This window comes from Azonexus sp. GW821-FHT04F04 (assembly GCF_059420025.1).
In genome coordinates this window covers 43,505-65,201 of record NZ_JBWKSX010000017.1, presented here as the reverse complement: position 1 = coordinate 65,201, position 21,697 = coordinate 43,505, and the positions used below count along the sequence as shown (strand labels likewise).

Sequence of the window (21,697 nt, the reverse complement as noted above, 5' to 3'; positions counted from 1 at the left end):
ATTATATGGCATGTAAAAACTATCATAATTTGGCGGAATTGGAACAGTTTCCATAGCGTTATTTGCATTTTTTCGTCATTTAAATCGACATATATGGTATAAAAATAAAAATAATATGATCGATCTTAATATTTGTTTGCAGGGCGCAATTTGTTGGATGAAATATCTCTGATGGCCGTCATGCCTCCTGTCACTCTCCGGGCAAAAGTCTTCCGCAAGGACGTTCATGACAGTTTTATAGAGCTGCCGGTGGTCTTTACCGAGGATGGGCCACTCCTGCCGCTAATTGACTATATGCTGAAATTTGAGCAACGAAGCGCGAGCTGGAGAGCGAAGCTAGCACAAGGAATATGCCTTTTAATTGAGTATATGCAGGTTAATAGTCATTGTTTTGATGACCCTGCCGAGCTATTCCGAGGGTTCGTTACGCGCCTTTCCTGCGGCACTATCAATGAAACCGGTGGTGACCCTGGCGGTCTTTATTGGTTGGGATCAAGTGATCAAGTAACACGGCATTTGGTGCAACTTCTCTCCAACTTCTTTGACTGGACTCACAAGAAGAGCGGCACAACTGCGCTGAACCCATGGAGGGAAGCAACTAGCGCGGAGCAAAGGCTTGCCTGGGCTGCATGGCAGCATCAGCGAGACAGATCGTTTTTGGGGCATACGTGGGATCGTGACAAGGCGGCAATGGCTGTCGCGCGAGCGCGCGACACGCTGCTCAAGCGTGCACCGCTAATCGATCACGAACCTGTTAAACGTTTTCCAGAAGACAGCATCTCCGATCTATTGTGGCGAGGCTTCATTGTGCCCGGCAAGCAGAAAAGTCCGCGCATTGAGGAGCGGCTGAACTTGCGGGACATTCTAATCACCATGCTCTTGCACTATGGGGGGTTGAGAGTTTCAGAGCCTTTCCAACTGTACGTCCATGATGTGATGCCGGATCCTTTTGATGCACAGCGAGCTTATGTCCGTATCTTTCATCCGAGCGACGGCCTGGCTCCACACGATTGGTTGGATGCAAAGGGCAAGGCTATTCACTGCATAAGAGAAGCTTACCTGCGTGGCAAATTCGGTATGCGCCCACGCGACCAATATTTTCATACCCACTCTCGATATGCAGGCTGGAAAGATAATGCACTAAGTAGCTCCATGCATTTTATCGACGTGCACTGGTTCCCCTCTTGGGCTGGCGGTGTGTTCATGAAATTGTGGATCCTATACATGACTCAACGGGCGCAACTGGCGTGCAATCACCCCTTTGCATTCGTTACGGAAAACGGTGATCCATACAGCATTGATACGTTCAAGCACCAACATGGCCGAGCCGTCGAGCGGATTGGCCTCGAAGCTGCGAAGGCGCTTGGTACCACACCCCACGGTCACAGGCATGCCTACGGTCAGCGGTGTAGTGACTTAGGTGTTAATCCAATGGTAATCATGAAGGCGATGCACCACAAATCGCTCGAATCACAAGCGGTTTACACGACCCCAGGTAGGGAAAAAGTTAGACAAGCAATTCTAGAGGCCGAGAAGCGTAATGAACTTGGCGGCGGACTCTCTGCGCCGCCTGATTTCCTGTCGTACGGCTTCGAAGATGTCGATCCGTTGGGCCTATTGAGCGGGAAGAGCCCTAAATTGATTAGGAAAAAATAAAATGCCTGGTGGTGGGAAAATTAAGAATACCAACCTCAACTTTGATCCTGAGTTTCGTTTTTTGCTCGAACTCGATCCGGGTTTTGAGGCATGGCGAATGCTGGCGGCGGAATGGTTTGCCATATCGACAAAGGAAGGAAGATTTCCAAAGGCAATTCGGGAAGGGCTTTGTCCATTTTTGGTCTCGTATTTGCACGGCCAAAATCTCGACTTGCGTCCAGTAGCACTATTTGAACGTGATGCGCAGTTACCTGATCTGCGCACAGTTCTGAAATTGGACGAGTCGGTTGGAAATTATCGTATTCATGACATCATCGTCGATTTTTTGAATTGGGTTCTTGAGGCCCATTTGACCGAAAAAGACGCTGACGGAAGCACGGTTGTTCCTGAGTGTTTGAATCAACCTATTCAACGATTGGCGCGAAAACGAATCAATAAACGTGCTGATGTCGGGTTCAAACACATAGTGCTGCGTGATCCAAAAATGGTGAACTGGCAGGAGCTCGCTGCCGAATGGTTGGCGCTTCAGAAACTGAACCTTGATAAACGCCTATACGGACTCAACAAGTTCCTCATTGACTATATCATCGGACGCAATCTGCCTCGTAATCCGATTACGTTTCTCATGCGCACATCCGAAAAACCTTCGTTTGTTGACGTATTAATTGCAAGTAAATCGAAAGGTAAGAAGGGTAAGCTAACCGCCGGCCAGTTGGCTGTAAATAATGTCGTTAGCGTATTTTTGGACTGGGTGCTAGCTGAAAAAATTGCCCGTATCGCAGACGAAAATGGCTTACGGTACATTCCTCCCGAATTCCACAACCCGATAGAGTTCATGCGTAAGTCGGATGCGCGGATAGAGAACTATAGCGAGAGCGTTCGAACTGCTCTCTCGATTCGTTACATCAAGGAATTGCGTGGCATGCTATCCGAAGGACCGAACTTCCGTGACTGGAAGTGGGCTCACGTGGTCATGGATGAGGGCTACACGGGCGGTGACTGGTTTATGGTTGATCCGATGCTCGTTGATCGTGATGATCCAGACTGCGTATGGCGGGAGCGCAATTCCACGAGGGACGAGCGAAGATATCGCGGCTTACCAGCTCGTATTACAGAGTTGTGGTCTCCTGCACGCGCGGTTGCTCTGTATATCAAACTCGAACTACCGCTTCGGACTTTCCAAGTACGTATGCTGGACTCTGGCGAGTGCGACACGTGGCGCTATCAGGATGGGAAATTTGTTCTAAACGATTCTCCGCTCGCTATGGGGAATCCTAGAAGTCCAAGGCAGTACGGGGTTTTCCACCACAGTCAGAATGAGTCTGGAGCTGGTCTTTACATTAATACAAATAAGACTGCTGACATTAATAAACCGGAAAGCAAAAAAGGCTACGTGATTCCATGGCAGCACGATACTGTCCTTTATTGGTTGGAAAAATTGCGTAATTGGCAGGAACGCTACAACCGACTTCTAGAGCCAGTAGCGTGGAGTGAATTGGAGGAAAAGCATTTCGGACGAGCAATTCCGCATTTCGATGTACTGGAAGCGCGCGGGGTAGCCTCATTCCTCTTTCGTGATGCGGCGGCGAAGGGCGGTGATCGATTTAAGCCTATCCCGGATGCCAGCATGGATCGTGTTTGGTACCGGCTCCTCCGTCGTCTTGAACAACGTTGCCATGACCGTGGTGAGACTGCGAACAACGGCATGCCAATCCAGTTTGTTGTACCGAATTCACCAACCACGACCTTCTATCCGTTACATGCTTTGCGCGTCTCATTGATCAGCTATCTGATTCTCGATGCTCAACTGCCGCTACCGATTGTTTCGAAGCTGATCGCTGGGCACGCGCGCATCATCATGACCCTCTATTACACCAAGATGGGAGTGAGTTATGTGCGAGATGTGATGGAGGCGGCGGATCGCCGCGCCATCGAGGCTGAGCAAGCAAACCACGCACGTTTCCTGAATGAGGCTACTTTCGAGGAGATCAGTCGCCGGTTCGCCAGCATCAGTGACGATGCGATTCGCTATGCCAAGTTACAGAAGAGCGCTGCAGCCTTTATCTTTGAAGACAAGGGAATATGTCCCGTAGCTGGATCTATGTGTGACGTCGGAGGGGAGATCATTAGAGATTGGGCAAAGCACGCCGTATACTCTCCCGTTATCGGGTATCCGAATCAACGCAATTGCGTTTGCTGTCGATTCTTTCTGACAGGGCCGGCATATTTGGCTGGGCTGCAGGCACACTTCAATGCCATGAGCTTCGAGGCGCACGAAAGCGCCAAACGCTGGACTGGCGCCAATGATCACCTGATCAAATTGGAAAACACCCAGTTGACCAGCAAGCTTAACGGAACACCTTTTACTCAATTCGAAGAACTCAACAAAGCGTCACACCGTGTTTCCGTTGAATTGGAGACATTCGGCGTTCTGCACAACGTAATGCAAGCTACCCATTACCTGATTGGGAGATCGTTGGATTTGTGCAAAGCTGGTCAAAAGGAGGGGGTGCGACTAGTCGCAGCGGGAGGAATCGATGATATTACTTTTGCATTCACCGAGACTGCCTCCGAGAGCCACCAATTGGCTGTGGTTTGCCAGAATTCCACCATTTATCCTGAGATCGATGCTAGCAAAGCTGCGCTACGCCAATCCCAACTGGTCGATATTATGCTGACCATCAACGGCAAGCCTCCTGTTCTTTATAAATTGACGCCGGAACAACAGATGGAAGTAGGTAACCAGATCATGAAAATGATTGAGGTCCGAACTGGTTCCATCGCTGGGGCTGTCGAATTTGTCGAGGGGCGGCGACTCTTGAATGAAATTGGCATGCTTGATGACGCAATGGATCTTGTCTCCCCATATATCAACTCTGTAGAAGCTAAGACGATTATCGAAACCGCTCAGGCCAAACGGGTTTTAGCGGCGGTTACGGAAAACGACGGAGAAAACGATGCATCCTGACGACCTGCTGGAACAGATCAAGGCCAATGCCAACCCTCGTAAGCAGCGAAACCTCGAAATCGTCCACACCGTATGCCGCGAGCAGTATGAGTTAGGGAGCAAGGATTTTTCTGTAGCAACTATTGCGCGGATCGCTCATAAGAGAGGGGGGCCGACCGCAGGTTCCATTCACAATAAAACAGGCGATGATTTTAAGGGAATCATCAAAGCTTGGGCCTCCCATACAGGTGGTAGCCTTAAAAAATTGCGTAAAGTTGGTGCCGACCCTGTCTTCTCGATCTTGGACAAAATACCTGATCCAGCTGTCCGCTCAGTCTTTGGTGCGGTCTTGGCAGAGAACAGGAAGCTGCGTGGTGAAGTTACGTTCCTAAAGGCCAATTCCAACATCGTCATCGACCGCCGAATCATCAGTGATAGCCCGCAAAAAACACCTGTAGGCCAAGTGCTTCCCGCACACCTTGGCTTGAATGAAGATCAGGTCGCAGCGCTTAAGCATGCTGTTAGTGATACCTTGATGCAATCTGAAGGTTGGAAGGCTGACGAGTTTGGGCGTGTCATAAACGACAAGGGGCGTGTGATATTCAGGCCTGGCTTTGTAACAGCAATACGCCAAATCATGGTCAATATTGAACAGCCCGCCGGCCATGAACCTAGGAATGAGATGATTGAACTGTCCTACATGGGCGTTAACGATCAGTCGAAATGTAAATGAGCGCCTCAAAGTAAAGCAGTTGTCAGATTGCCGCGATCAACTTGGAAAAAGCTGAGTCTTGGATCATCGAGAGAAACACAGCAAATAATTGGGGATATTCGATATGGCTTAGCGAAAACTGATCTTGCAATGAACACTAGAAGGACTAATGTCAAATCCTGAAGGTCAGCAGGGAATCAGGCTGTAAGCCGCCTGCCGGCAGCGAATCCGGCCACCCAAATCAAGATGTGGCAACACCTGGTCGGAGAGGAGGGCGTACCACTCGTCAGTTGTCATCGATTCAGGCGACTCCGCCCTTAACCTGAAAAATGGCAGGCCCGTCGCTGCGATCAAACTGTTTTTCATGGCATCGCGGCCAGCGTTCTCTGGCAGGTCGTGATACCGACTGTCCAACTCGAATACAGCGACCGGATCTCCCTCATCCGGAACAATCAACACGGCATCCAGCCGACAGTTTCTGCCGTACCGTAGCGTCTCGGCATCGATTGCACCTACTCGATCAAGCGCGACGATCTGATCCAGCGGGTAGTTTGGTAGCGCCAACAAGCCAGGAAAACGGAGCGATAGGGCGCGCAAAAAAGTGCGTTCCTGCGGGCTGCGAAAAACGGATCGGCAAATCCCCGTGGCGTCCGAAAATTGACCATCCCCCAAAAACATCTGCATTATCTGAACGACACGCTTCACTTGCAGGATGGCCTGACTTGCTTTCCCTGAAGGCCTTTCGCCTTTCTGATCACCTGAGCTGTAGCCGCTGGTACGACTCCCTTTTCCCTCTTCAAGCTTGACCAGATCAAGCAGTGCAGTGGAGTCGAGGAGTGTGGCCAGGTTGAGAATGACGCCTGAGGGGGCCTCGATGGCACGGTCGAGCAGCAAGTTCGCGTATCGAATCGACCAGTCTCTTCTCTGGTCGCCTTCATCGACCATGAAGAGACAAAGCCCTTCGCCACCTAGTGCCCTTCGAAAGTCATCTAGGGGACGTGACGCATCTTCAAATGCCGCTAAAAATTGCTCGTGATCTCGCCTGGCAAGCAAGTGCTGAAGGTATTGCACATCCAGAGCGTTCTGGCTTCCGTCCACAGTCTCGTCGTCTTGAAAATCTAGGGCCTAATGGTACGTTTTGAACGCGCAATTGTCACTCATAGAGCGTGGCATTAAAGTAGCCGCCTGCCTAGCATCCGCTGATCATTTCAAGACAGCGGAACGTGCCTTCTACCGACCCAAAAATCCTCTTTGGCCGACGACTTGCCATGCTGCGCAAGGCGAAAGGCTGGTCGCAAGAGCAATTGGCGCTGCACAGTGGTTTAGCTCGAAGCTATCTTGGTGGTGTTGAGCGCGGGCAACGCAATATTGCGCTTGAAAACATCGTCAAACTAGCTCTCACACTGGAAATCCCGCCTTCGGGACTGATGGATTTTTCAGAATAAGGCGAGGTTCCATTTTCTACTTGTCGTCCAAAGCTGTCATTCGGCGCGCTCGCTGATTTGGACTGCAATGCGTCGGCAAGCTGCCCTTCGACAACCAATCAGACTATGATGTCCAGATTCTCAGGGGGCCGCTTGAAACCAACCAGGAACGGGACAATGAATCCCCTGGGTACAGCGACAAGCGTCAGTGGTGGCTCGGGTCGGACCCTGCCACTGGGCAAGCCTCTTGGGGAGATTCTGTTTCTATGCTGAATGACGAACTGATAATCGATTGTAGTTCCGCTCAGGTAAAGCTAGCTGGCGAGATTGCAGCGATGAAAGTTGGGGAGTTCAAGACGATTGAATTGTCCCCAGCGGACGTACTTGATGCTTACCCCGCGGCGAAGCTAAAGCCTTTGATCGAGTGGGCCAAGGAAGATAAGGGCTGTCGGTTCATCTACATTTTTACTATGCAGACAGAGAAGGATCCGGCTCTTTTGCTTCAGCGATTCAAGGCCATGAAGCAGCAGCACAAGGAAGCGAAAAGTACCCGCATGTTTGCCCGTCCGATTCAGCCTTCCAGAAACCTCTACGTTGGTAGTTCGGCGTCGCTCGAGTCCCGCATCAAGCAGCATTTGGGCTATCGGGACAAGACGCTCTATTCCATGCAGCTTTGTCATTGGCTGAAACCGGATTCCATTAAGTCCATAACCCTCAAGGTCTGGAAATTCCCTTCGACAATTCCCCAGACGGTCCTCCAGGCCATTGAGGATCATCTGTGGCTGAAAGCCCAACCGATGCTGGGCAAGCAAGGTGGAAAATAAACGGCCAAGTTTTAAGAATCGACCCTCGGTACTCGTTGAATGGATGACGCCCCTGAAAAAGAAGCCCATAACGCCTTTGATCTGATCTAGGCACCAACGGTCATGTTCAAGAATCAAAGACAATGTTGCCAATCCCTCTCAACACATTCTGAGCTGATGAAGGAGCTCAACCTATCTTGAAATGTAGGAGTAGCAATTGAAGAATAAGCCTCAACCGCCGTCGCCTTCCTTGTCGTCCTTGCAACGATTTCAGAAGGAAGCCAAAGAAGCAGCCTCAATAATTGGGGCCAAAATGGGCGATGCAGCCAGTGTGACCGCTGAGAAGTTAAGAAATGTCGATGAGCGTCTGAACATCACGAAGAAGACCGAGGAGGCGGGGCGCCAGTTCGGGAAAAAATTCCGCGAATTGAATGAACGCCACGAATTGACCGTGCAAGCCAGCAAGCTAGGCACAAAGATCGCTGACTTTGTGCAGCAGTCGGGCAAGTCCGTGAAGGATGCTGCCGAACAAGCCGGGATTACAAAGGTTTTACAAGAGAACGTCCTGGCCCCAGCGGGGAAGCTCAAAGACGGTATTGTCGCCAGTGAAACGTTCAAGACCGTGAGTTTGTCCAGTGAGGAAGCATACGGATCGCTGCGATCGGGCGTGAAGACGCTCTTCGCCCCATCTCTGCCAACCTATGACTGCGAGGAGCTGCTTCTGGCCGCCGAAGTGGAACTGAACTACATTGCGGCTTGCGTTATGCAGATTAGCCCCTCTGAATCGAGGGCGCTAGGAACTCAGTTCAGTCGCATGGTGTTTGCAAAGGCGTCTGGAGCAGCAGCTGTGTCCGGAATCCTTGCATTGGTTGCCGCGTTCGGAACCTCAGGGACTGGGACTGCAATTGCTGGTCTCTCAGGCGCCGCGGCGACGAGCGCGACGCTTGCGTGGTTAGGGAGCCTGGTGGGGGGTGGCATGGCAGCAGGCGCAGTCCTGACCGGTGGACTAGCAATGATCGTCGGGCTTGCAGCTTACAAGGTTCTAGGATCAGAAGGGCGACCTTTCGAGTCGCTCAGCCAACTCGAACTATGGGTTGTGCAATCGTGCTGGACTCTGTCCGCCTTATGCGAAGAATATCGGAAGCAGCCCGATGCGTTGAACGCCGATGCGGCTACTCAGCTACTCGAGGGAGCCTTGCGTCCGCTGTTTATAAAGCTGCGTGACAACTCAGTCGAACTGTGCAAACCGCTTGATGCGAGGAACGCGATTGCGTTTCGAAAGCATGCTCTGACTGACTTCCGTACTGCAGCCCTTGAACGGTTGGCAATTTACGTGAGCTGGCTGCATTCGGAACAGGGGCAAGCGTGGTTTTCGGAAATGGCTCGAAGCACGATGGCCTCTGCGGCTCCCTCTGTGATTGACGCGATTGCGGCCGATAACGGGCAAGAAGTGAACGAAAAAGCTCGTACTATTGACCAACGCGCCATGTATGCTATCGGCGGTGTTTTTGCTGCCCTGCTGACCAATGCCCCTCTAGACCACAGTGTTGAGTCTCGCCTTGTTCTCGAAGCCATTCGGCGCTCATCTTCGCAACTTCGCGAGGCCACAGAACACCAAATTCGTGACTTTCTTAGGGGCTTAAATACTGAGCAGCAACGAGGATTCGCGGCAAATGTGAAGGGCATTTATCACGAACTCTCCTACGTTCGAGAGTACAACGAGAGCCACAGTGATACGTTTGCGAGAATACACGAAGCGACGAACTATCCTGGATCGGACGTTCAGATTTGTGACCGTGAGACCGGCGAAGCTCTCAAGGAAATCCAGTTGAAGGCAGTCGCTTCCTCTGGCCCAGTGGCCGACCACCTAAAGCGTTACCCAGATATTGACGTAAAGGTGACCCAAGAAGTGGGAGCAAATTGTCACGATCCCCGAGTCAGCGATAGTGGATTTGAAAACAAAGAGTTGCACGATGACGTTTGCAGTGTCCATCAGGATCTTCACGATCATACTGTAGGCAATCGTACTGGCGACTCAGCCATCGTTGCTTTGGGCATAGCAACGGTCGATGAGGTTATACAAATGATGCGCGGAGAACGCCAGTTTCCTGAAGCAGTAATTAATGCGGCAACCAAAGTCGGACTTGCGGCAGGCGCGACCGCGATGGCTGCATTTTTATTCGGATGAGAGGCCGATGACCCGAGATCGGCCTTTGCGGCCAGTGCGTTTTTCGGGCGATACAGTCGCCAATATGCCGGTAAACAGTCCTTAAAAGGACTATCAGCATTATCTGTAGTAACTTTACTGATGCATATTGACTACTTGGATTGCCCTTGCTTATCAGACCTTCATAGCGTAAGCGCTCAATAAACCGCGCCCTCCCATCAACAGGCTAATTGGTGTAACAGACGGATCAGGTAAAGCTCATTCGCCCAAGGTCAGATGCCAAGGCAAGAGTTGCTCGTAATCGTCCGCCGTTTTTGCCAAAGGCAAGGCTTTGAACAAGGCAACCAAATACCGATAGGTATCCACCCCATTGGCCTTGCAGGTCTCGATCAGCGAGTAGATGTTCGCACTGGCGTTGGCGCCGGCCACCGTGTCGGCGAAGAGCCAATTGCGCCGCCCCACAACGAACGGTCGGATCGCGTTCTCGCACAGATTGTTGTCGATGGGCCAGGCGCCATTCTCGACATACCGGATCAGCTTCGGCCATTGTGCTTCCAGATAATGCAGTGCCTTGCCCAACAAACTGCCTGGCGTCACGCTGTGCCGATGCGTTACCAGCAGATGCTGAATTTCCGCCAGGATGGGGCGGCTTGATGCCTCGCGTAATTGAGCCCTTTCGGCCACCACTTTGCCCTTGGTCTTCGCCTCCACGGCATAGAGCCGGGCAATCGCGGCAATAAACTGCGTCGCCGGCTGATCTGGACGACGGGCCGCTTTCGGCAAGACGGCCTCCGCCTCGACAAAGTAACGCCGTGCATGCGCCCAGCACCCCAGATGAATGAGGTGATGTGATTGCGCGATGCCGTTGTAGACCTCGTAGCCATCGGACATCAAGACCGCGCCTTCGCTGATTCCGGCATAAAGCCGCTCGGCGTGGGTTCCGCCACGGCCCGGGGCGTAGCCGAACAATCGCACCGGTGGCCCGGTGCCGTTCATCTGCGCCCACAGATAACTCTTGGTCTGCGCCGCTCGACCGTGTTCCTTGAGCACCTGAATCACCGTCTCGTCGCCGAACACCAGTTCGGCGTCGAGCAAGTGATCACGCAGTAGATTGATGATCGGTTGCACTGCTTCGCCGACCTTGACCATGCTGCCGGCCAGTGTGTTGCGCGACAGATCGCCACCGAAACGGCCAATCAATGCCGCTTGCCGATAGAGCGGCAGCGAATCCTGATATTTCGAGGTTGCCACCCAGGCTAAAGCGGCCTCGGTCAGCAGTCCCTTGGGAATGATCCGGGCTGGCACCGGGGTGACCTTGATCCCCTGGTCGCAACACGGACAGGCATATTTGACGCGCTGGTGCTGAATCACGCGAACCTGTTGCGGAATGATGTCGAGTTGTTCGCTGGTCTCTACGCCGATTTCCACCAGTGTCTTGCCGTCATGCGGACAAATCCGTTCGGATTCCGGCAATTCATGGCGCACGATCTCGCGCGGCAGTGCCGGATCGAGGGGCTTGCGACCGCGCTTCTGGCGGATATGCCCGGCAATCTCGATAGCGGATTCGACGGGGACTTCCTCGGTCACCGAGCCCTCGGCAGAAGCCAAAGCTTCCGCTTCGTTGAAGAGTTCCGACTGCCCGTTGCCGCGCATCTCGCTCTTGGCAGCGAACAGTTTGCGCAGGAAGGCGTTGAGTTTCTCCTGAAGGAGATCACGCTCGACCTTGAGGACTTTGAGCTCGCCGCGCAGGGCTTCGCGTTCGGTGACGGCGGCCTCGCGCTCGGCAATCAGCGCGTTGAATTCTTCGGCGGTCAGGGTCACGTTCAGCATATGACGATTTGACTGGAGCGGTTAAAAATCGTTCACCCCACGCGCTGATAATGTCGGGCCGGGTGCGGCTGCATGGCCGAGAGGTTGATGCCTTCCAGTAGCCAGTGCAATTGCTCGACGGTCAGTTCGACGAGATCGGACTCCTTGGGCCATTTGAAGCGATCTACTTCCAGCCGCTTGATGAGCAGCCAGAATCCGTTGCGATCCCAGAGCAGAATCTTGATCCGGTCGCGCCGGCGGTTGCTGAATACATAGGCCACCGGCGCAAACGGGTCGAGACCCAGCCCTTGCTCAACCAGCAGGGCGAGTCCGTTGATGTTCTTGCGGCCATCCACTGCTTCCCGGTGCAGGAAGACCTTCAGCCGGGAATCGAGTCGGAACATGGCAGGGTGGAAAGCAGCACAAGAATATTCGCCAGTTGGTCGGGCGGCAACGCCGACCATTCCAGTCGAACGCCATTGGGGAGCCGGGCTGTCAGTTCAGGCTGCGTGATCGGCGAACGATGGGCGCCGACCGGCACCACCGGGATAAACGGCGCTGGCGCTGCAGCTGATGGCCGCACGGAACCGCCAGCCAACGATTGACGCTGATGTTTGGTCATCCAGGTGCGCAGGAGGTTGGCGTTGACTCCGTGCGCCAGCGCCAGTTTCGCTACCGAGACGCCGGGTTGCAAACCGGCCTCGATCAATTCGTGCTTGGCTTGCGGGTCGTAGCAGCATCGGCCATCCTGCTTGCGGCTCACGACCAGTCGCTGCTTCAATTCTGAAATCTGCTCTGTCATAGGTGTCCACCTTGTTTTACGTGGACATATCTTTCACCACTGACGCTCAGCGGGAAAGTGCGTGGTTTATTGAGCGCTTACTTCATAGCGATTGAAAGTGTCGCAGAGGGCAGCTCCTTACTTGCCGAGCGCAGCTCCCTCCCCATTCCGCGGAGTCTGAGATCACTACGTCGCATCCAGCCGCCCAGCCTCCTAAGGTCAGTGAGAGTTTTCGGCTTCATGGCTTGCCCTGTCTTGAGTGGGTACTCCTTTTGCATGCGGCGTCCGTGAACAGCCCCCATCAAATTTGAATTCAATCTCCACTTCAACATCGTCGAGCAATGGCAGGTAAATCAGCGGCATAAATTCGGCGTCCAGCAGATAGTGAGATACTGGATCGCTTTCGGCGTCTATTGGCGGCTTCGCAAAGCACCACGCGTCGAGAAATGGCGGGCAGCCGTTGAACCTAACGGAATCATGCTTGTAGTAGGGGCGCTCCGGAATTGGCTTGAGTTTGTAAAATACTCGGAGGCGTGCCCACTGGTTCCAGGACGCTGTCACGGCCGGTAGCGAGGTAAGTGCCTCACCGATGCTGTTCAGCGTTTTGATGGTCTCTTGCTCGACAGCATCGAGCCGCGAAATGACGGCTCTTGTTTCATCCTCAGGGATTGTGTCTGCCGAGCCCCATTGAACAGGTTCGCAGGTATCCGCATCTGACGAACATACGTCGTACATGTCATGTGATATCTCTTCCAACACGCTGACCGGCGGCAGGAGCCGCTGGATGATTTCGGCGTATTGTCTCCGGCAGTCAGGAGAGACTTCTATTGCCAGGACCAATGCCTCCGCTTGCTTGAGATATTCGCGCAGTTCCAGTTGTGCGTGGAGAATCTTATGGAAAAGCGTTTGACGGAAATTGCCCAAGTAGAGGGCATCGATGGCGTGCAGTGTTTCGGTGTTGGTCATGGCTTGTCGACCTGAATGGTTTCGTACTTACCCATTCTCGCGATGGTTGCGACAAGAAGTGTCGCGATCCAAGCAAGCGCGATGACAAGCCGACGCCGCTATCGGATCACTACGGAGTAGCCAAACTCCTCGGCTTTTTCGGGACACAGTACCATCAAGGGATCGCGCCTGGATTTGCCTCTACAGAGTTGGCCGGGCCTTCCCGTAATTTCGCACGTTGCAGCAGCGCGCTCACGGGCGGCGTTGATCATCTCTTCCACCACAGCATCGTAATCACTGAGGTGGAAACACAAGCGACCGAATTTCGATTTAACCTGAATAGCTTCCAAATTCGAGTCAGGATGCTCGGCAAGGTAGTTGCTCAATTGGATACTCAGGCCATGAAGCAACTGATACCAGCCGTCGCCACATTCGAAGCCCCAGCACATTGAGCTCTCCTGGGCCGGTTTGTGGCGTCCTCGGAAGAGGCGAGGAAAGTCCGAATAAAGCTTTTCGGTTAGTGTTGGATCAAGTTGCATAGCTACGTCGGATCCTTTTGCCAATCGGCGATGAAGCTACCCGCGCATTGGATAGCATCAGTACTACTAAGGCAGTAGGGGCCACGCGGAGAGAGATGAGGAACTACAACTAGCTTGATACCGTTTGTTTCTTGATAGTAAAGACGGCGAATTCGTTGATTCGCCATTGATTGAAATACCAAAAACTCTGAAGCACTTTTTCCAAAAAATGCTTTAGCAAACTCATTACGATGGCCAACGCCAACGCCGATGATCAGGGCTGGCTGGTGTTCCGTGACGAGTTTTTGTATTTCCGGATATCTCTCTTTCCGACACCAATCGTAAAAATCTTCCTTTCCAATTCCAAGCTCCTCTTGGGATCGCTCTGACCACGTCGCAAGACTTTGGCTTGCGACGGGATAAAGATTTCCTTTGAAGTATCCTTTGCTTCCTCGTGCAAACGGTTGTTTTTCGTGAGCGAAAGACTCCCACTCTGCGACAGCCTTCCCGTCTATCGAGGCGAGAAGCTTGAAAGCATTTTTGTTGTATACCCACCGCATTTGGGTATCAACTGAGTAATCGCTATCAGATATTTCGACCATCCCAGATTCCCGTATTTCCTGATCCTGCTTTGAGTCTCCTGGCTCAATCCCGAAAAGCCAAATAGAGCGAGCGAATGGGGTGCCGACATCTCCGCCATCAGAACTGTCAACAATATTTTTGAACGACTCCAATACTTCATTCATTGCACATCTCCATCTTTTAAGCTTCGCTTTTCATGTCACCACAACTTAAGAACAAGTTTCCCTACAATCGCCAGAATCGGCAGATCGCCCACGTCATACGTGTTTGCGGAGGTCGCGCCCGATTTCGGCTTTGCCTTCTTGTTCTCGATCACCCAAGTATTTGAAGAGAGCGCCCCCTGTTTTGGCTTCAGTTCCTTGCCGTCCCACACCCAAGTATTGGAAGACAGAGCATTCGTTTTCGGCTTGATTTCCTTGCCACTCATCACCCAGGTGTTGGACGAATTTGCCCCTGATTTTGGCTTCAGTTCTACCCCGTTACAGACCCAGTTGCTCGGAATTTCGATGGTATTTGCCATGACTAGACCTTTCTCTTCTGAATGTTCGTTACAGATTCACCAAAACCTCTTAACCACCATTCCAGCATCGCCGAGTCGACCACGGTCGCTGTGATTTTGTAGGTTTCTTCCCGTTCCTCCACCTGCTGATCGACAGATAACGGCGATTCCAGCAAGTGCAGCCCGGCTTCCTTCTCAATCGTGAAACTCAGCCGGATGTGCTGACCATTGCCGTAGCCGAAGCGGCCATCGTCATCGTATTTTTTGAGGTCAAAGTCCTTCGGCCGCTCGAACGTAAGTGTCGAGGCACGCGCGGAAATTATTCGATGCAGTGCAAGGCTTCTTTCGTTGTCGTAACCGTCGAATCGGCACACGAGGTACATGCGCGGACCTTGCTGGGCCAGCCCCAGGGGCATGACTCGGTTCGTGGTGCGCTTGCCTGCTGCGTTCTTGTAATCCACTTCCAGCCATTGATCGGCGTAGAGGGCATTGCTGACCTGGTCGAATACGGCCGGATCAACCTTGGGTGGCAATAGTGGCTGACTGGTGCTGATGACACGCACCTTTTCCAACCACTCGCGATCACGCATCGTTGCGTTCTTGCCCTCTAATTGGCTGTGTGCCTGGGCAAAGAATCCCTCCATCGATTTCATCAGCTTGGTCGGTAGCAGGGCGCTCAGGTGCTGCTCGACCAGAATGAGCAGCAACGACTCCTGCGGGCTCAGACTCGGCAGCGACAAGCCCTTGGCATATGGCTTCCAGCTATAGCGATAGGGTTTGGTGCTCTCGTCACGGTCGAGTTCGTAATACTCGGACAGGGTTTCCAGCTGCCGCTGGATGGTCCGCATGTCTCGCTCAAAGCCAGCTTCGGCCAGTTGCTGATGCAGTTCGGAAGCCGTGATTGTTCGGCCCTTGGGAATACGTCGCAGCAGTTCGTGCGAGAGCTGTAGCGTCTCAAGAGAGTCAGGACGTTTGGGCATGGGTCAGAGCCTAATGTCAGAGCGGCCGGAAAATACCTGCCACAGGCGAACCATGGCGTAGGTATCGAGCTCGCAGTAGGCCAGGAGTTGAATCTCGATTTCGGTCTTGCGCGCCGGGCTAGTGCAGGGATGGATACCCTCCAGGAAGGCACTCATTGCCATGCCGCCATCCTGCACGCCGTCGAGTGCGTCATAGCGCAGTTCCGGCACCACGGCAGGCAGCACCTTCTTGATGCTCCAGCTGCCCTGCTGATCTGGGTGGTAATAGCGCTCGCGAGCGATGGGTAGTAAATCAACGATTCGGTCGTTGATCGCCAGAAGGGATGCACTCAGGCGTGGGTAACGCTCAGCCAACTCGCGAATTCTGGCGGTCTCGAATCCCGCGTTATATACAAACACCGGACCTTCGGTGTCACAGGCGGCGACGAGTGCAGTCGAAAATTCCTCGGATGGGTCGTTTCCCGAGAGATCGAGAAAAGCGGTTTGCTCTAACCTGCCATAGGCATCGAGCCGGTGCAGGCTGAACTGAAACGGAATCTGCTGGTAGGGGCGAGTGCCTTTCCAGATGGGGACAGCGAACTGGATGGTCTCGAAATCCAGAAAGTAGGCCGGCAGCGGATAGGGCTGCAGATCAGCTTCTGCGCCAGCAGCGTCAAAAAATATGGTCCCGGCCAAGGTGTGTTCCTTGACCCGCCGTTGCCGGTCATTCAGTTGGTCGTCGGGTACCCATCTCAGATCATCCACGCCATTGGCCGCCAGTTCTCGCACCCTGGCCGAAGAGAAGCGAGGAAGCCATGAAACAGGAAACTCCGGCTTTGGATCGTTCCGGCTGCAATATTCATGGAAGCCGCATTCAAAGGGCGCCCAACACTGATCGCCCGTTGCCAACTCCGGCTCGGATGGCTCAACCACAACACCTTGGGCTTGAGCAATCCATGTCTTTACTTCCTCCACCCGGGAAAAAGCCTCTGACGTCAGATCGTTCTCCTTGAGGAGTCCTCGGTAATCCTCATTACCCGGATATACCCATGAACTGTCGATGTGAGCCAGGGCGATAGCCTCCAGTTGAACGCCAGCGGCGTGGGCAACAAATGCCTGAACTGCCACGTCATCGCGGTGATAATCCTTGACGCTGGTCGATGACTTGACCTCGACCATGCGCCAGGCCAGCTTGCCGTTCTTTTGCAGCGGCAACATGACGTCGGCGAAGGCCAGTGCGCCGCTAGCACTGAAACCTGCTTCAAAAATCGGTTGTGGGTATTGAAGCAGTTCCGCGCTACGTTCGAATGCTCGGTTGAATCCCTCGCTCTCTATATCGATCAGCGTGCCTCGCCCCTCTGAGTCGTAAATGCGCTGTGCAATGTCGCCGACCTGATAGCCCACCTGAAAGCTTGCCTGGGTTGCAGCCGAATCCTCTCGCAAATCCGGGCGATTGACCTCCAGCCATAAGCGCTTTGGGCACTGACGAAGCGCCATGAGCTTGGATTTCGAGAATGTACGCATGATTGAGCTTCTATTTTTCAGGTCAGTGAATTGGTTGGAAGGAAGAGGCAACGATTTAGCGACTACATCGCATGCTAGCAAGTAGATGCCATTATCGTTTCAGATGCGTCAATTTGTGTCGCATGAATCGTCGTTGGGCAGATTATTTTGGGCCGGCCAGAAATGGCGATCTCACACGACACATTCCGTCGGGCAACCGGAGATTATTTCCTTTGCCTATAGGAGAGCCACATGAAGCGCCGTGAATTCCTGCAAGACCTGTCCGCCTTGGGTGCTAGCACTCTGCTGCCCTGTCATGTATATGCGGGAACGGCCCAGCCGATTTCGCAGGCAAGGCAGACTCCGGAGGAAGGTGCCCGCCCAGTCGGGATTGGCGTGATCGCTATTGGCCGCATCGGAGGAGAGATTCTTTCTGCACTAGCCGGGAATTTGCTGTACCTGAGGCGGTCGATCGCCATCGATACTGATCCAGTTGCGCTGCTGCGTGTAGTGGCGGACGAAAAGCTGATGTTTTGCCCTGGCTGCCTACATACCGCCAGTCAATTCTCTAAAGGCTTTCGGGGGGATTTTGCAGAGCTCCTAGAGGGAATCGATATCGCTTTTATTGTTGCCGGGATCGGTGGCGGCATCGACATCAATCTCTTGTCGGCCATTGCCGATGTATTACGCGAGAAATCGATCTCAACGATTGCCGCAGTTATCCCGTCGAGAGGTATTGAAGATGGATATCGGCAAGGAGTTGCTCATGATGACATTCACGCGCTCAAAGATGTCGCGAACGCAGTATTCCCGTTAGCCATCGCGTTCCATCAATCTACTACATCACTTCCAAGCGCTTTGAATCAGGCAATCAACACCTTTGAGCATCTCTACCACGGGGTTACAAAACCTGTTTTCGGCCCTGGACTCGTTACTCTCGACGTTGAGGATGTTGTCAGCACCTTGTCACAGGATGGGGCTTCTGCCATCGGGTTCGGTCTGGCCAGTGGTGAGAATGCCGAATCAGCGATGCTTGCTGCCATCAAGCACCCATTGCTTGGCAGAGGCAGGCTATTTTCAGCGTCGACGGTATTTTTCCATCTGGAGGGCCATACCGACATTCTCAAATTTAAAACAATCAGCAAGGTGATTGATATGGTCAGGGGAGCCACGGACGAACACTATGATTCAATGCTGATTTTTGGTGCTACCGAAAACAATGCATTGTTCTGTGATTACCGGGTCACTATTCTGGCCAGTGGAATTCATATGCGGTGATTCGCTCATGCTCTTATCGGTGGATTCAATGGGTTGCGAGGCGACAACCGGACTCGTCTGGCCAATTGGAGCGATGGCTGCTTTGGCCGAATTCCTGACCTACGGGGAATAATGTCAAACGAAGTGGAGCAGGGGAGTAGTGGCAATTCCCGCTCGTCGGCCTTAACTGCCGTTCAGCCATCGCCAGATGAGCGACAGGTGTAGTGGGGTCAGCGGACTTTCAGGCCAGCACTGCGGGGCAGCTCAGCTTTCCTGGCTAGCGAACGCGAACTCCCGACCCAATCTTCGCGGATCTCTTACTTGAGTGGTCGTTAGCAACCATCCGGCTCAAATACAGCACAAATCGCAGCAGAAAACCGTTTCCAAGGATATGCCCATAACACTTCTGGTCGTCTATAACCCCTAACCACGAATCATGATCAGCAGCATCTTGAACCCGCCCATGGGATTTACCGCGTGCGGGATATTGGCCGGCAGCAGCAAGCTATCGCCCTCTTCCAGTGTATGGCTAACGCCGCCCACCGGAACTTCAGCACGGCCTTCAACACCTATTACCAAGGCATCGTAAGGAGCGGTATGCTCGCTAAGACCCTCATTGCCGTCAAAGGCAAACAGGGTAACGTTGCCAACTGGATTCTTGATCAGCATCCGGCTGACGACTGCCTTCTCCTGATACCGAAGCAGCTGTTTAAGGTTGCGTACTTCAGGGACTGCATTTTCCGTACTCATCGCTATTATCTCCTTGGAGTAGGCAGACATTACGCATGGCTGCTAACCTCGGATAATCATTCATATGCTTTCATGATGAGCGATTGGAAAATGCCTCCAATCGCTCATCTGAAGTGGCACCGTAGAATCGCCCGCCTTGGTTTCCTCAATGCGGTCCGACAGTGCGTTCTGTCCTAAAGCCGTCGCAATTCTCAGTGCTCGATCGGCCGGAATCCTGCATCGTCGAAATACTTGCCGTAGTTATCGAGGGCGCCAATAACCTTGACTGCGCCGTTCACGCGTTTGACCTCTTTCATCTTGCCGGCCATCTCCTCGGCGCCAGCCAGCAGGTCTGCGACGATGATGTGAAGCTGGGCATCGGCGGCTGGCGGAAGCTTACAGCTGGCGACGATCTGACCGACAGCGCCTTCCACCTGTTTAGCCAGCCCATCGTAGGACTTGGCCGACATCTTATTTTCGTGGATCGCGTGCAGCGAGGACGCCATCGACTTACGAATTTCCCCCATGGCTGTTCGCAGCGGAGCATCGGTTTCCCATTTCTTGCCGGCGTTGAGTTGCAGGGTGGCCGATACCGAGCCATGGCCATGATCGTGTGCATCGTTCGCGGCCAGCGATGGGCCGGTGGCAGCAAGGAAAAGGACAGTCAGAGCGGCAAGGATATAGGGTTTCATGAGCATAATTCTCCAGATGAATAAAGGTTGATGGGAGCAAGCGTCAGCTACTCACATCCATTCAACGTTCGGGGGGCGCAAATGTTCCCGTCAGTCGCGGTGAAGGCGCTCGACGCCTGAGGGGCCTGCCGGCTGTGCAAGTAGTAATGCAGCGAGCCGTTCGCGTTGTGCAGCATCAAGTAACGCTCGCTCCCTTAGCAGTTGCTCGATCACCCGTTTTTGCTGAATCTCCTGCAGCGCCGCGATAGCGACGCGTTCGGCATCAATCTGGGCGAGATCGGGGGACTCGGCAAAAATGGCACGGATCATCCGGCTGCGGTGTGCCTCGATTGCCGTCGTAACGTCGGCGAGCTGGACAAGAAAATTTCGCTCTGCCTCGTGCCAGTGACGGGTCTGCGTTACATCGAGTTCGAGGTAGCGCGGTAACCCCGGAAAGGCGTCGGTGTTCAATTCCCGGTATGCGGCTGCACCGAGTACCCCGACGTTAATCAGGACAGAAAAAGCGAGCAGGGTTCGTAGCAGTTGGGGCTTCATTTGATCACTCCTGTCTTGTTGGGATATTCGGCATAGCAGCTGTCCAGACCGAGGCAGAGTCCGCCTGGCGGGATAGAATCGAATACGCTCATGGCCGTCTCTCGCGGTAGGGCGGCACTGCCACTAAATAGAACCCCACCAATGGCGATGCCCAGCGCGATTGAGACCGTGGCCCCAATTCCCGCAGGCAGCAGGCCAAGCCAGCCTAGCGTAGGTGTCCACCGGTGCGACCTGGCCGGTCCAGGAAGCTGTCCCGCTATGACGCTGGCGAGATCGAAACCAAGGCTATCTTTGGGTAACTGGGCGAAGTCAGCGGACAAGGCGGCAAAGTCGGCGAGGCGCTTTGCGCAAAGCGGACATGCAGCGATGTGCGCAGTAATACGGAGGCGAGCAGGAGCAGGAAGTTCTGCATCATGATAGGCGGACAGGTCGATGTCAGTAGCGTGGACTTCATGTGGATCAGTCATCTGGACTCTCCCCGGCGTAGTGACGGAAATTGGTAAGGGCTGCAGCACGTGCTCGGGCAAGGCGTGACTTGACCGTTCCTTCGTTGATCCCGAGTATTAAGGCGAGCTCCGCGTAGCTCATGTCCTCTAGTTCACGGAGCAGGAGGATTTCGCGTTGATCAACTGGGAGCGTGTCAATGGCGCGCTGAAGCAAGCTAATGCGCTGCCGGTCGGAAAATTGTTTCTCAGGAGATGGTGTGTAATCTTCCACTATGTCGTGGGAGGGATCAGCGTCGAGCGATACGAACTCAATACGCTGCCGGTGCCTCAGCAGGTCGAGAGCCGCGTTACGTGCTATTTGGAACAGCCAAGTAGTGAAGCGCGCCTCAGGTCGCCAATCCGGTAACGCCTTCCAGGCCTTCAGGAAGGAATCCTGGGTCAAGTCCATTGCCTCGTCACGCGTACCAAGCATGCGCAACAGGAAACCAAACATGCGATCCTGATGGCGGCGCACCAGACCTGCGAACGCTCGCAGGTCGCCAGCTCGGGCTGATAAGGCCTGCGCCATGTCTGCATCGTCTATTCCGGTTTTGTCGTCCATCCCCGTTTTTTCCTCGTCGCTCCAATGACGAAATTCGCATTGAGTCGCTTATGAAACGCCCGGCGGAAATAAATGTTCCATGCTTTTCCATTACGGTCATCGAGCATTAGCTGAGGAGAATCAGTAACAGACA

General features: G+C 53.4%; 22 protein-coding genes. 7 read left to right on the top strand and 15 right to left on the bottom strand.

Annotated elements, in window-relative coordinates; translation table 11 throughout:
- Positions 1-171 precede the first annotated feature (171 nt).
- The 3 genes from gmtY to gmtX are packed head-to-tail and all read left to right on the top strand — an operon-like array spanning position 172 to position 5,336.
- Positions 172-1,656 (top strand): gamma-mobile-trio recombinase GmtY, encoded by a 1,485-nt coding sequence (gene gmtY / locus AC07TV_RS21685; protein ID WP_494650426.1) that lies wholly within the window; start codon positions 172-174, stop codon positions 1,654-1,656.
- 1 nt (position 1,657) lies between these two features.
- Positions 1,658-4,624, top strand: coding sequence for a gamma-mobile-trio integrase GmtZ (gene gmtZ, locus AC07TV_RS21680; RefSeq protein ID WP_494650425.1), 2,967 nt, complete (start codon positions 1,658-1,660; stop codon positions 4,622-4,624).
- Positions 4,614-5,336 (top strand): gamma-mobile-trio protein GmtX, encoded by a 723-nt coding sequence (gene gmtX, locus AC07TV_RS21675; RefSeq protein WP_494650424.1) that lies wholly within the window; start codon positions 4,614-4,616, stop codon positions 5,334-5,336. Before gmtZ ends, gmtX begins: the two co-directional genes overlap by 11 nt.
- 165 nt (positions 5,337-5,501) lie before the next feature.
- On the opposite strand, the gene AC07TV_RS21670 is transcribed toward gmtX, so the two are convergent.
- Complete coding sequence (locus tag AC07TV_RS21670; protein WP_494650423.1) at positions 5,502-6,413, bottom strand: DUF2726 domain-containing protein; 912 nt, start codon at positions 6,411-6,413, stop codon at positions 5,502-5,504.
- Between the two features lie 125 nt (positions 6,414-6,538).
- Here AC07TV_RS21670 and AC07TV_RS21665 point away from each other — a divergent pair, with 125 nt between their 5' ends.
- The 3 genes from AC07TV_RS21665 (at position 6,539) to AC07TV_RS21655 (ending at position 9,730) form a co-directional block, all read left to right on the top strand.
- On the top strand, positions 6,539-6,760 hold the full coding sequence (locus AC07TV_RS21665) for a helix-turn-helix domain-containing protein (RefSeq protein WP_494650422.1): 222 nt from the start codon (positions 6,539-6,541) through the stop codon (positions 6,758-6,760).
- A 245-nt stretch (positions 6,761-7,005) separates the two neighbouring features.
- Positions 7,006-7,563 carry a hypothetical protein gene (locus AC07TV_RS21660; protein WP_494650421.1) on the top strand — a complete coding sequence of 186 codons (558 nt, stop codon included), beginning with the start codon at positions 7,006-7,008 and terminating at the stop codon, positions 7,561-7,563.
- Between the two features lie 196 nt (positions 7,564-7,759).
- Positions 7,760-9,730: a hypothetical protein gene (locus tag AC07TV_RS21655; protein WP_494650420.1), complete on the top strand. Its 1,971-nt coding sequence runs from the start codon at positions 7,760-7,762 to the stop codon at positions 9,728-9,730.
- 237 nt (positions 9,731-9,967) lie between these two features.
- On the opposite strand, the gene tnpC is transcribed toward AC07TV_RS21655, so the two are convergent.
- From tnpC to AC07TV_RS21610, 9 genes are all read right to left on the bottom strand, one after another.
- The gene (gene tnpC, locus AC07TV_RS21650; protein WP_494650419.1) at positions 9,968-11,539 is read right to left on the bottom strand and encodes an IS66 family transposase; all 1,572 of its coding nucleotides are present in this window, start codon (positions 11,537-11,539) and stop codon (positions 9,968-9,970) included.
- Between the two features lie 32 nt (positions 11,540-11,571).
- Positions 11,572-11,922, bottom strand: coding sequence for an IS66 family insertion sequence element accessory protein TnpB (gene tnpB / locus AC07TV_RS21645; RefSeq protein WP_494650418.1), 351 nt, complete (start codon positions 11,920-11,922; stop codon positions 11,572-11,574).
- Complete coding sequence (locus AC07TV_RS21640) at positions 11,898-12,320, bottom strand: transposase (RefSeq protein WP_494650417.1); 423 nt, start codon at positions 12,318-12,320, stop codon at positions 11,898-11,900. The genes tnpB and AC07TV_RS21640 overlap by 25 nt, the downstream gene beginning before the upstream one ends.
- 198 nt (positions 12,321-12,518) lie before the next feature.
- A complete protein-coding gene (locus tag AC07TV_RS21635; RefSeq protein WP_494650416.1) occupies positions 12,519-13,265 on the bottom strand; it encodes a hypothetical protein in 747 nt (248 codons plus the stop codon).
- A 98-nt stretch (positions 13,266-13,363) separates the two neighbouring features.
- Positions 13,364-13,693, bottom strand: coding sequence for a hypothetical protein (locus AC07TV_RS21630; protein ID WP_494650415.1), 330 nt, complete (start codon positions 13,691-13,693; stop codon positions 13,364-13,366).
- A 92-nt stretch (positions 13,694-13,785) separates the two neighbouring features.
- The gene (locus AC07TV_RS21625; protein WP_494650414.1) at positions 13,786-14,508 is read right to left on the bottom strand and encodes a hypothetical protein; all 723 of its coding nucleotides are present in this window, start codon (positions 14,506-14,508) and stop codon (positions 13,786-13,788) included.
- A 35-nt stretch (positions 14,509-14,543) separates the two neighbouring features.
- Complete coding sequence (locus AC07TV_RS21620) at positions 14,544-14,864, bottom strand: hypothetical protein (protein WP_494650413.1); 321 nt, start codon at positions 14,862-14,864, stop codon at positions 14,544-14,546.
- A 2-nt stretch (positions 14,865-14,866) separates the two neighbouring features.
- The gene (locus tag AC07TV_RS21615; protein ID WP_494650412.1) at positions 14,867-15,823 is read right to left on the bottom strand and encodes a helix-turn-helix transcriptional regulator; all 957 of its coding nucleotides are present in this window, start codon (positions 15,821-15,823) and stop codon (positions 14,867-14,869) included.
- A 3-nt stretch (positions 15,824-15,826) separates the two neighbouring features.
- A complete protein-coding gene (locus tag AC07TV_RS21610) occupies positions 15,827-17,299 on the bottom strand; it encodes a DUF2779 domain-containing protein (protein WP_494650411.1) in 1,473 nt (490 codons plus the stop codon).
- Positions 17,300-17,557: 258 nt separating this feature from the next.
- On the opposite strand from AC07TV_RS21610, the gene AC07TV_RS21605 reads away from it, so the two are divergent.
- On the top strand, positions 17,558-18,583 hold the full coding sequence (locus tag AC07TV_RS21605; protein ID WP_494650410.1) for an FtsZ/tubulin family protein: 1,026 nt from the start codon (positions 17,558-17,560) through the stop codon (positions 18,581-18,583).
- Between the two features lie 402 nt (positions 18,584-18,985).
- Here AC07TV_RS21605 and AC07TV_RS21600 read toward each other — a convergent pair whose 3' ends face one another.
- The 5 genes from AC07TV_RS21600 to AC07TV_RS21580 form a co-directional block, all read right to left on the bottom strand.
- Complete coding sequence (locus tag AC07TV_RS21600) at positions 18,986-19,342, bottom strand: cupin domain-containing protein (protein WP_494650409.1); 357 nt, start codon at positions 19,340-19,342, stop codon at positions 18,986-18,988.
- A 161-nt stretch (positions 19,343-19,503) separates the two neighbouring features.
- On the bottom strand, positions 19,504-19,983 hold the full coding sequence (locus AC07TV_RS21595; protein ID WP_494650408.1) for a hypothetical protein: 480 nt from the start codon (positions 19,981-19,983) through the stop codon (positions 19,504-19,506).
- 90 nt (positions 19,984-20,073) lie between these two features.
- Positions 20,074-20,517, bottom strand: coding sequence for a periplasmic heavy metal sensor (locus AC07TV_RS21590; protein WP_494650407.1), 444 nt, complete (start codon positions 20,515-20,517; stop codon positions 20,074-20,076).
- Positions 20,514-20,984: an anti-sigma factor family protein gene (locus AC07TV_RS21585; protein WP_494650406.1), complete on the bottom strand. Its 471-nt coding sequence runs from the start codon at positions 20,982-20,984 to the stop codon at positions 20,514-20,516. Before AC07TV_RS21585 ends, AC07TV_RS21590 begins: the two co-directional genes overlap by 4 nt.
- Entirely contained in the window at positions 20,977-21,564 is a 588-nt protein-coding gene (locus AC07TV_RS21580) for an RNA polymerase sigma factor (protein ID WP_494650405.1), read from the bottom strand. The genes AC07TV_RS21585 and AC07TV_RS21580 overlap by 8 nt, the downstream gene beginning before the upstream one ends.
- Positions 21,565-21,697 lie beyond the last annotated feature (133 nt).

Bases quoted from the DNA above. Each gene is read 5' to 3' on its own strand.
- gmtY (WP_494650426.1), top strand. From the start codon at position 172: ATGGCCGTCATGCCTCCTGTCACTCTCCGGGCAAAAGTCTTCCGCAAG.
- gmtZ (WP_494650425.1), top strand. From the start codon at position 1,658: ATGCCTGGTGGTGGGAAAATTAAGAATACCAACCTCAACTTTGATCCT.
- gmtX (WP_494650424.1), top strand. From the start codon at position 4,614: ATGCATCCTGACGACCTGCTGGAACAGATCAAGGCCAATGCCAACCCT.
- AC07TV_RS21660 (WP_494650421.1), top strand. From the start codon at position 7,006: ATGCTGAATGACGAACTGATAATCGATTGTAGTTCCGCTCAGGTAAAG.
- tnpC (WP_494650419.1), bottom strand. From the start codon at position 11,539: ATGCTGAACGTGACCCTGACCGCCGAAGAATTCAACGCGCTGATTGCC.
- tnpB (WP_494650418.1), bottom strand. From the start codon at position 11,922: ATGTTCCGACTCGATTCCCGGCTGAAGGTCTTCCTGCACCGGGAAGCA.
- AC07TV_RS21640 (WP_494650417.1), bottom strand. From the start codon at position 12,320: ATGACAGAGCAGATTTCAGAATTGAAGCAGCGACTGGTCGTGAGCCGC.
- AC07TV_RS21635 (WP_494650416.1), bottom strand. From the start codon at position 13,265: ATGACCAACACCGAAACACTGCACGCCATCGATGCCCTCTACTTGGGC.
- AC07TV_RS21630 (WP_494650415.1), bottom strand. From the start codon at position 13,693: ATGTGCTGGGGCTTCGAATGTGGCGACGGCTGGTATCAGTTGCTTCAT.
- AC07TV_RS21625 (WP_494650414.1), bottom strand. From the start codon at position 14,508: ATGAATGAAGTATTGGAGTCGTTCAAAAATATTGTTGACAGTTCTGAT.
- AC07TV_RS21620 (WP_494650413.1), bottom strand. From the start codon at position 14,864: ATGGCAAATACCATCGAAATTCCGAGCAACTGGGTCTGTAACGGGGTA.
- AC07TV_RS21615 (WP_494650412.1), bottom strand. From the start codon at position 15,823: ATGCCCAAACGTCCTGACTCTCTTGAGACGCTACAGCTCTCGCACGAA.
- AC07TV_RS21610 (WP_494650411.1), bottom strand. From the start codon at position 17,299: ATGGCGCTTCGTCAGTGCCCAAAGCGCTTATGGCTGGAGGTCAATCGC.
- AC07TV_RS21605 (WP_494650410.1), top strand. From the start codon at position 17,558: ATGAAGCGCCGTGAATTCCTGCAAGACCTGTCCGCCTTGGGTGCTAGC.
- AC07TV_RS21600 (WP_494650409.1), bottom strand. From the start codon at position 19,342: ATGTCTGCCTACTCCAAGGAGATAATAGCGATGAGTACGGAAAATGCA.
- AC07TV_RS21595 (WP_494650408.1), bottom strand. From the start codon at position 19,983: ATGAAACCCTATATCCTTGCCGCTCTGACTGTCCTTTTCCTTGCTGCC.
- AC07TV_RS21590 (WP_494650407.1), bottom strand. From the start codon at position 20,517: ATGAAGCCCCAACTGCTACGAACCCTGCTCGCTTTTTCTGTCCTGATT.
- AC07TV_RS21585 (WP_494650406.1), bottom strand. From the start codon at position 20,984: ATGACTGATCCACATGAAGTCCACGCTACTGACATCGACCTGTCCGCC.
- AC07TV_RS21580 (WP_494650405.1), bottom strand. From the start codon at position 21,564: ATGGACGACAAAACCGGAATAGACGATGCAGACATGGCGCAGGCCTTA.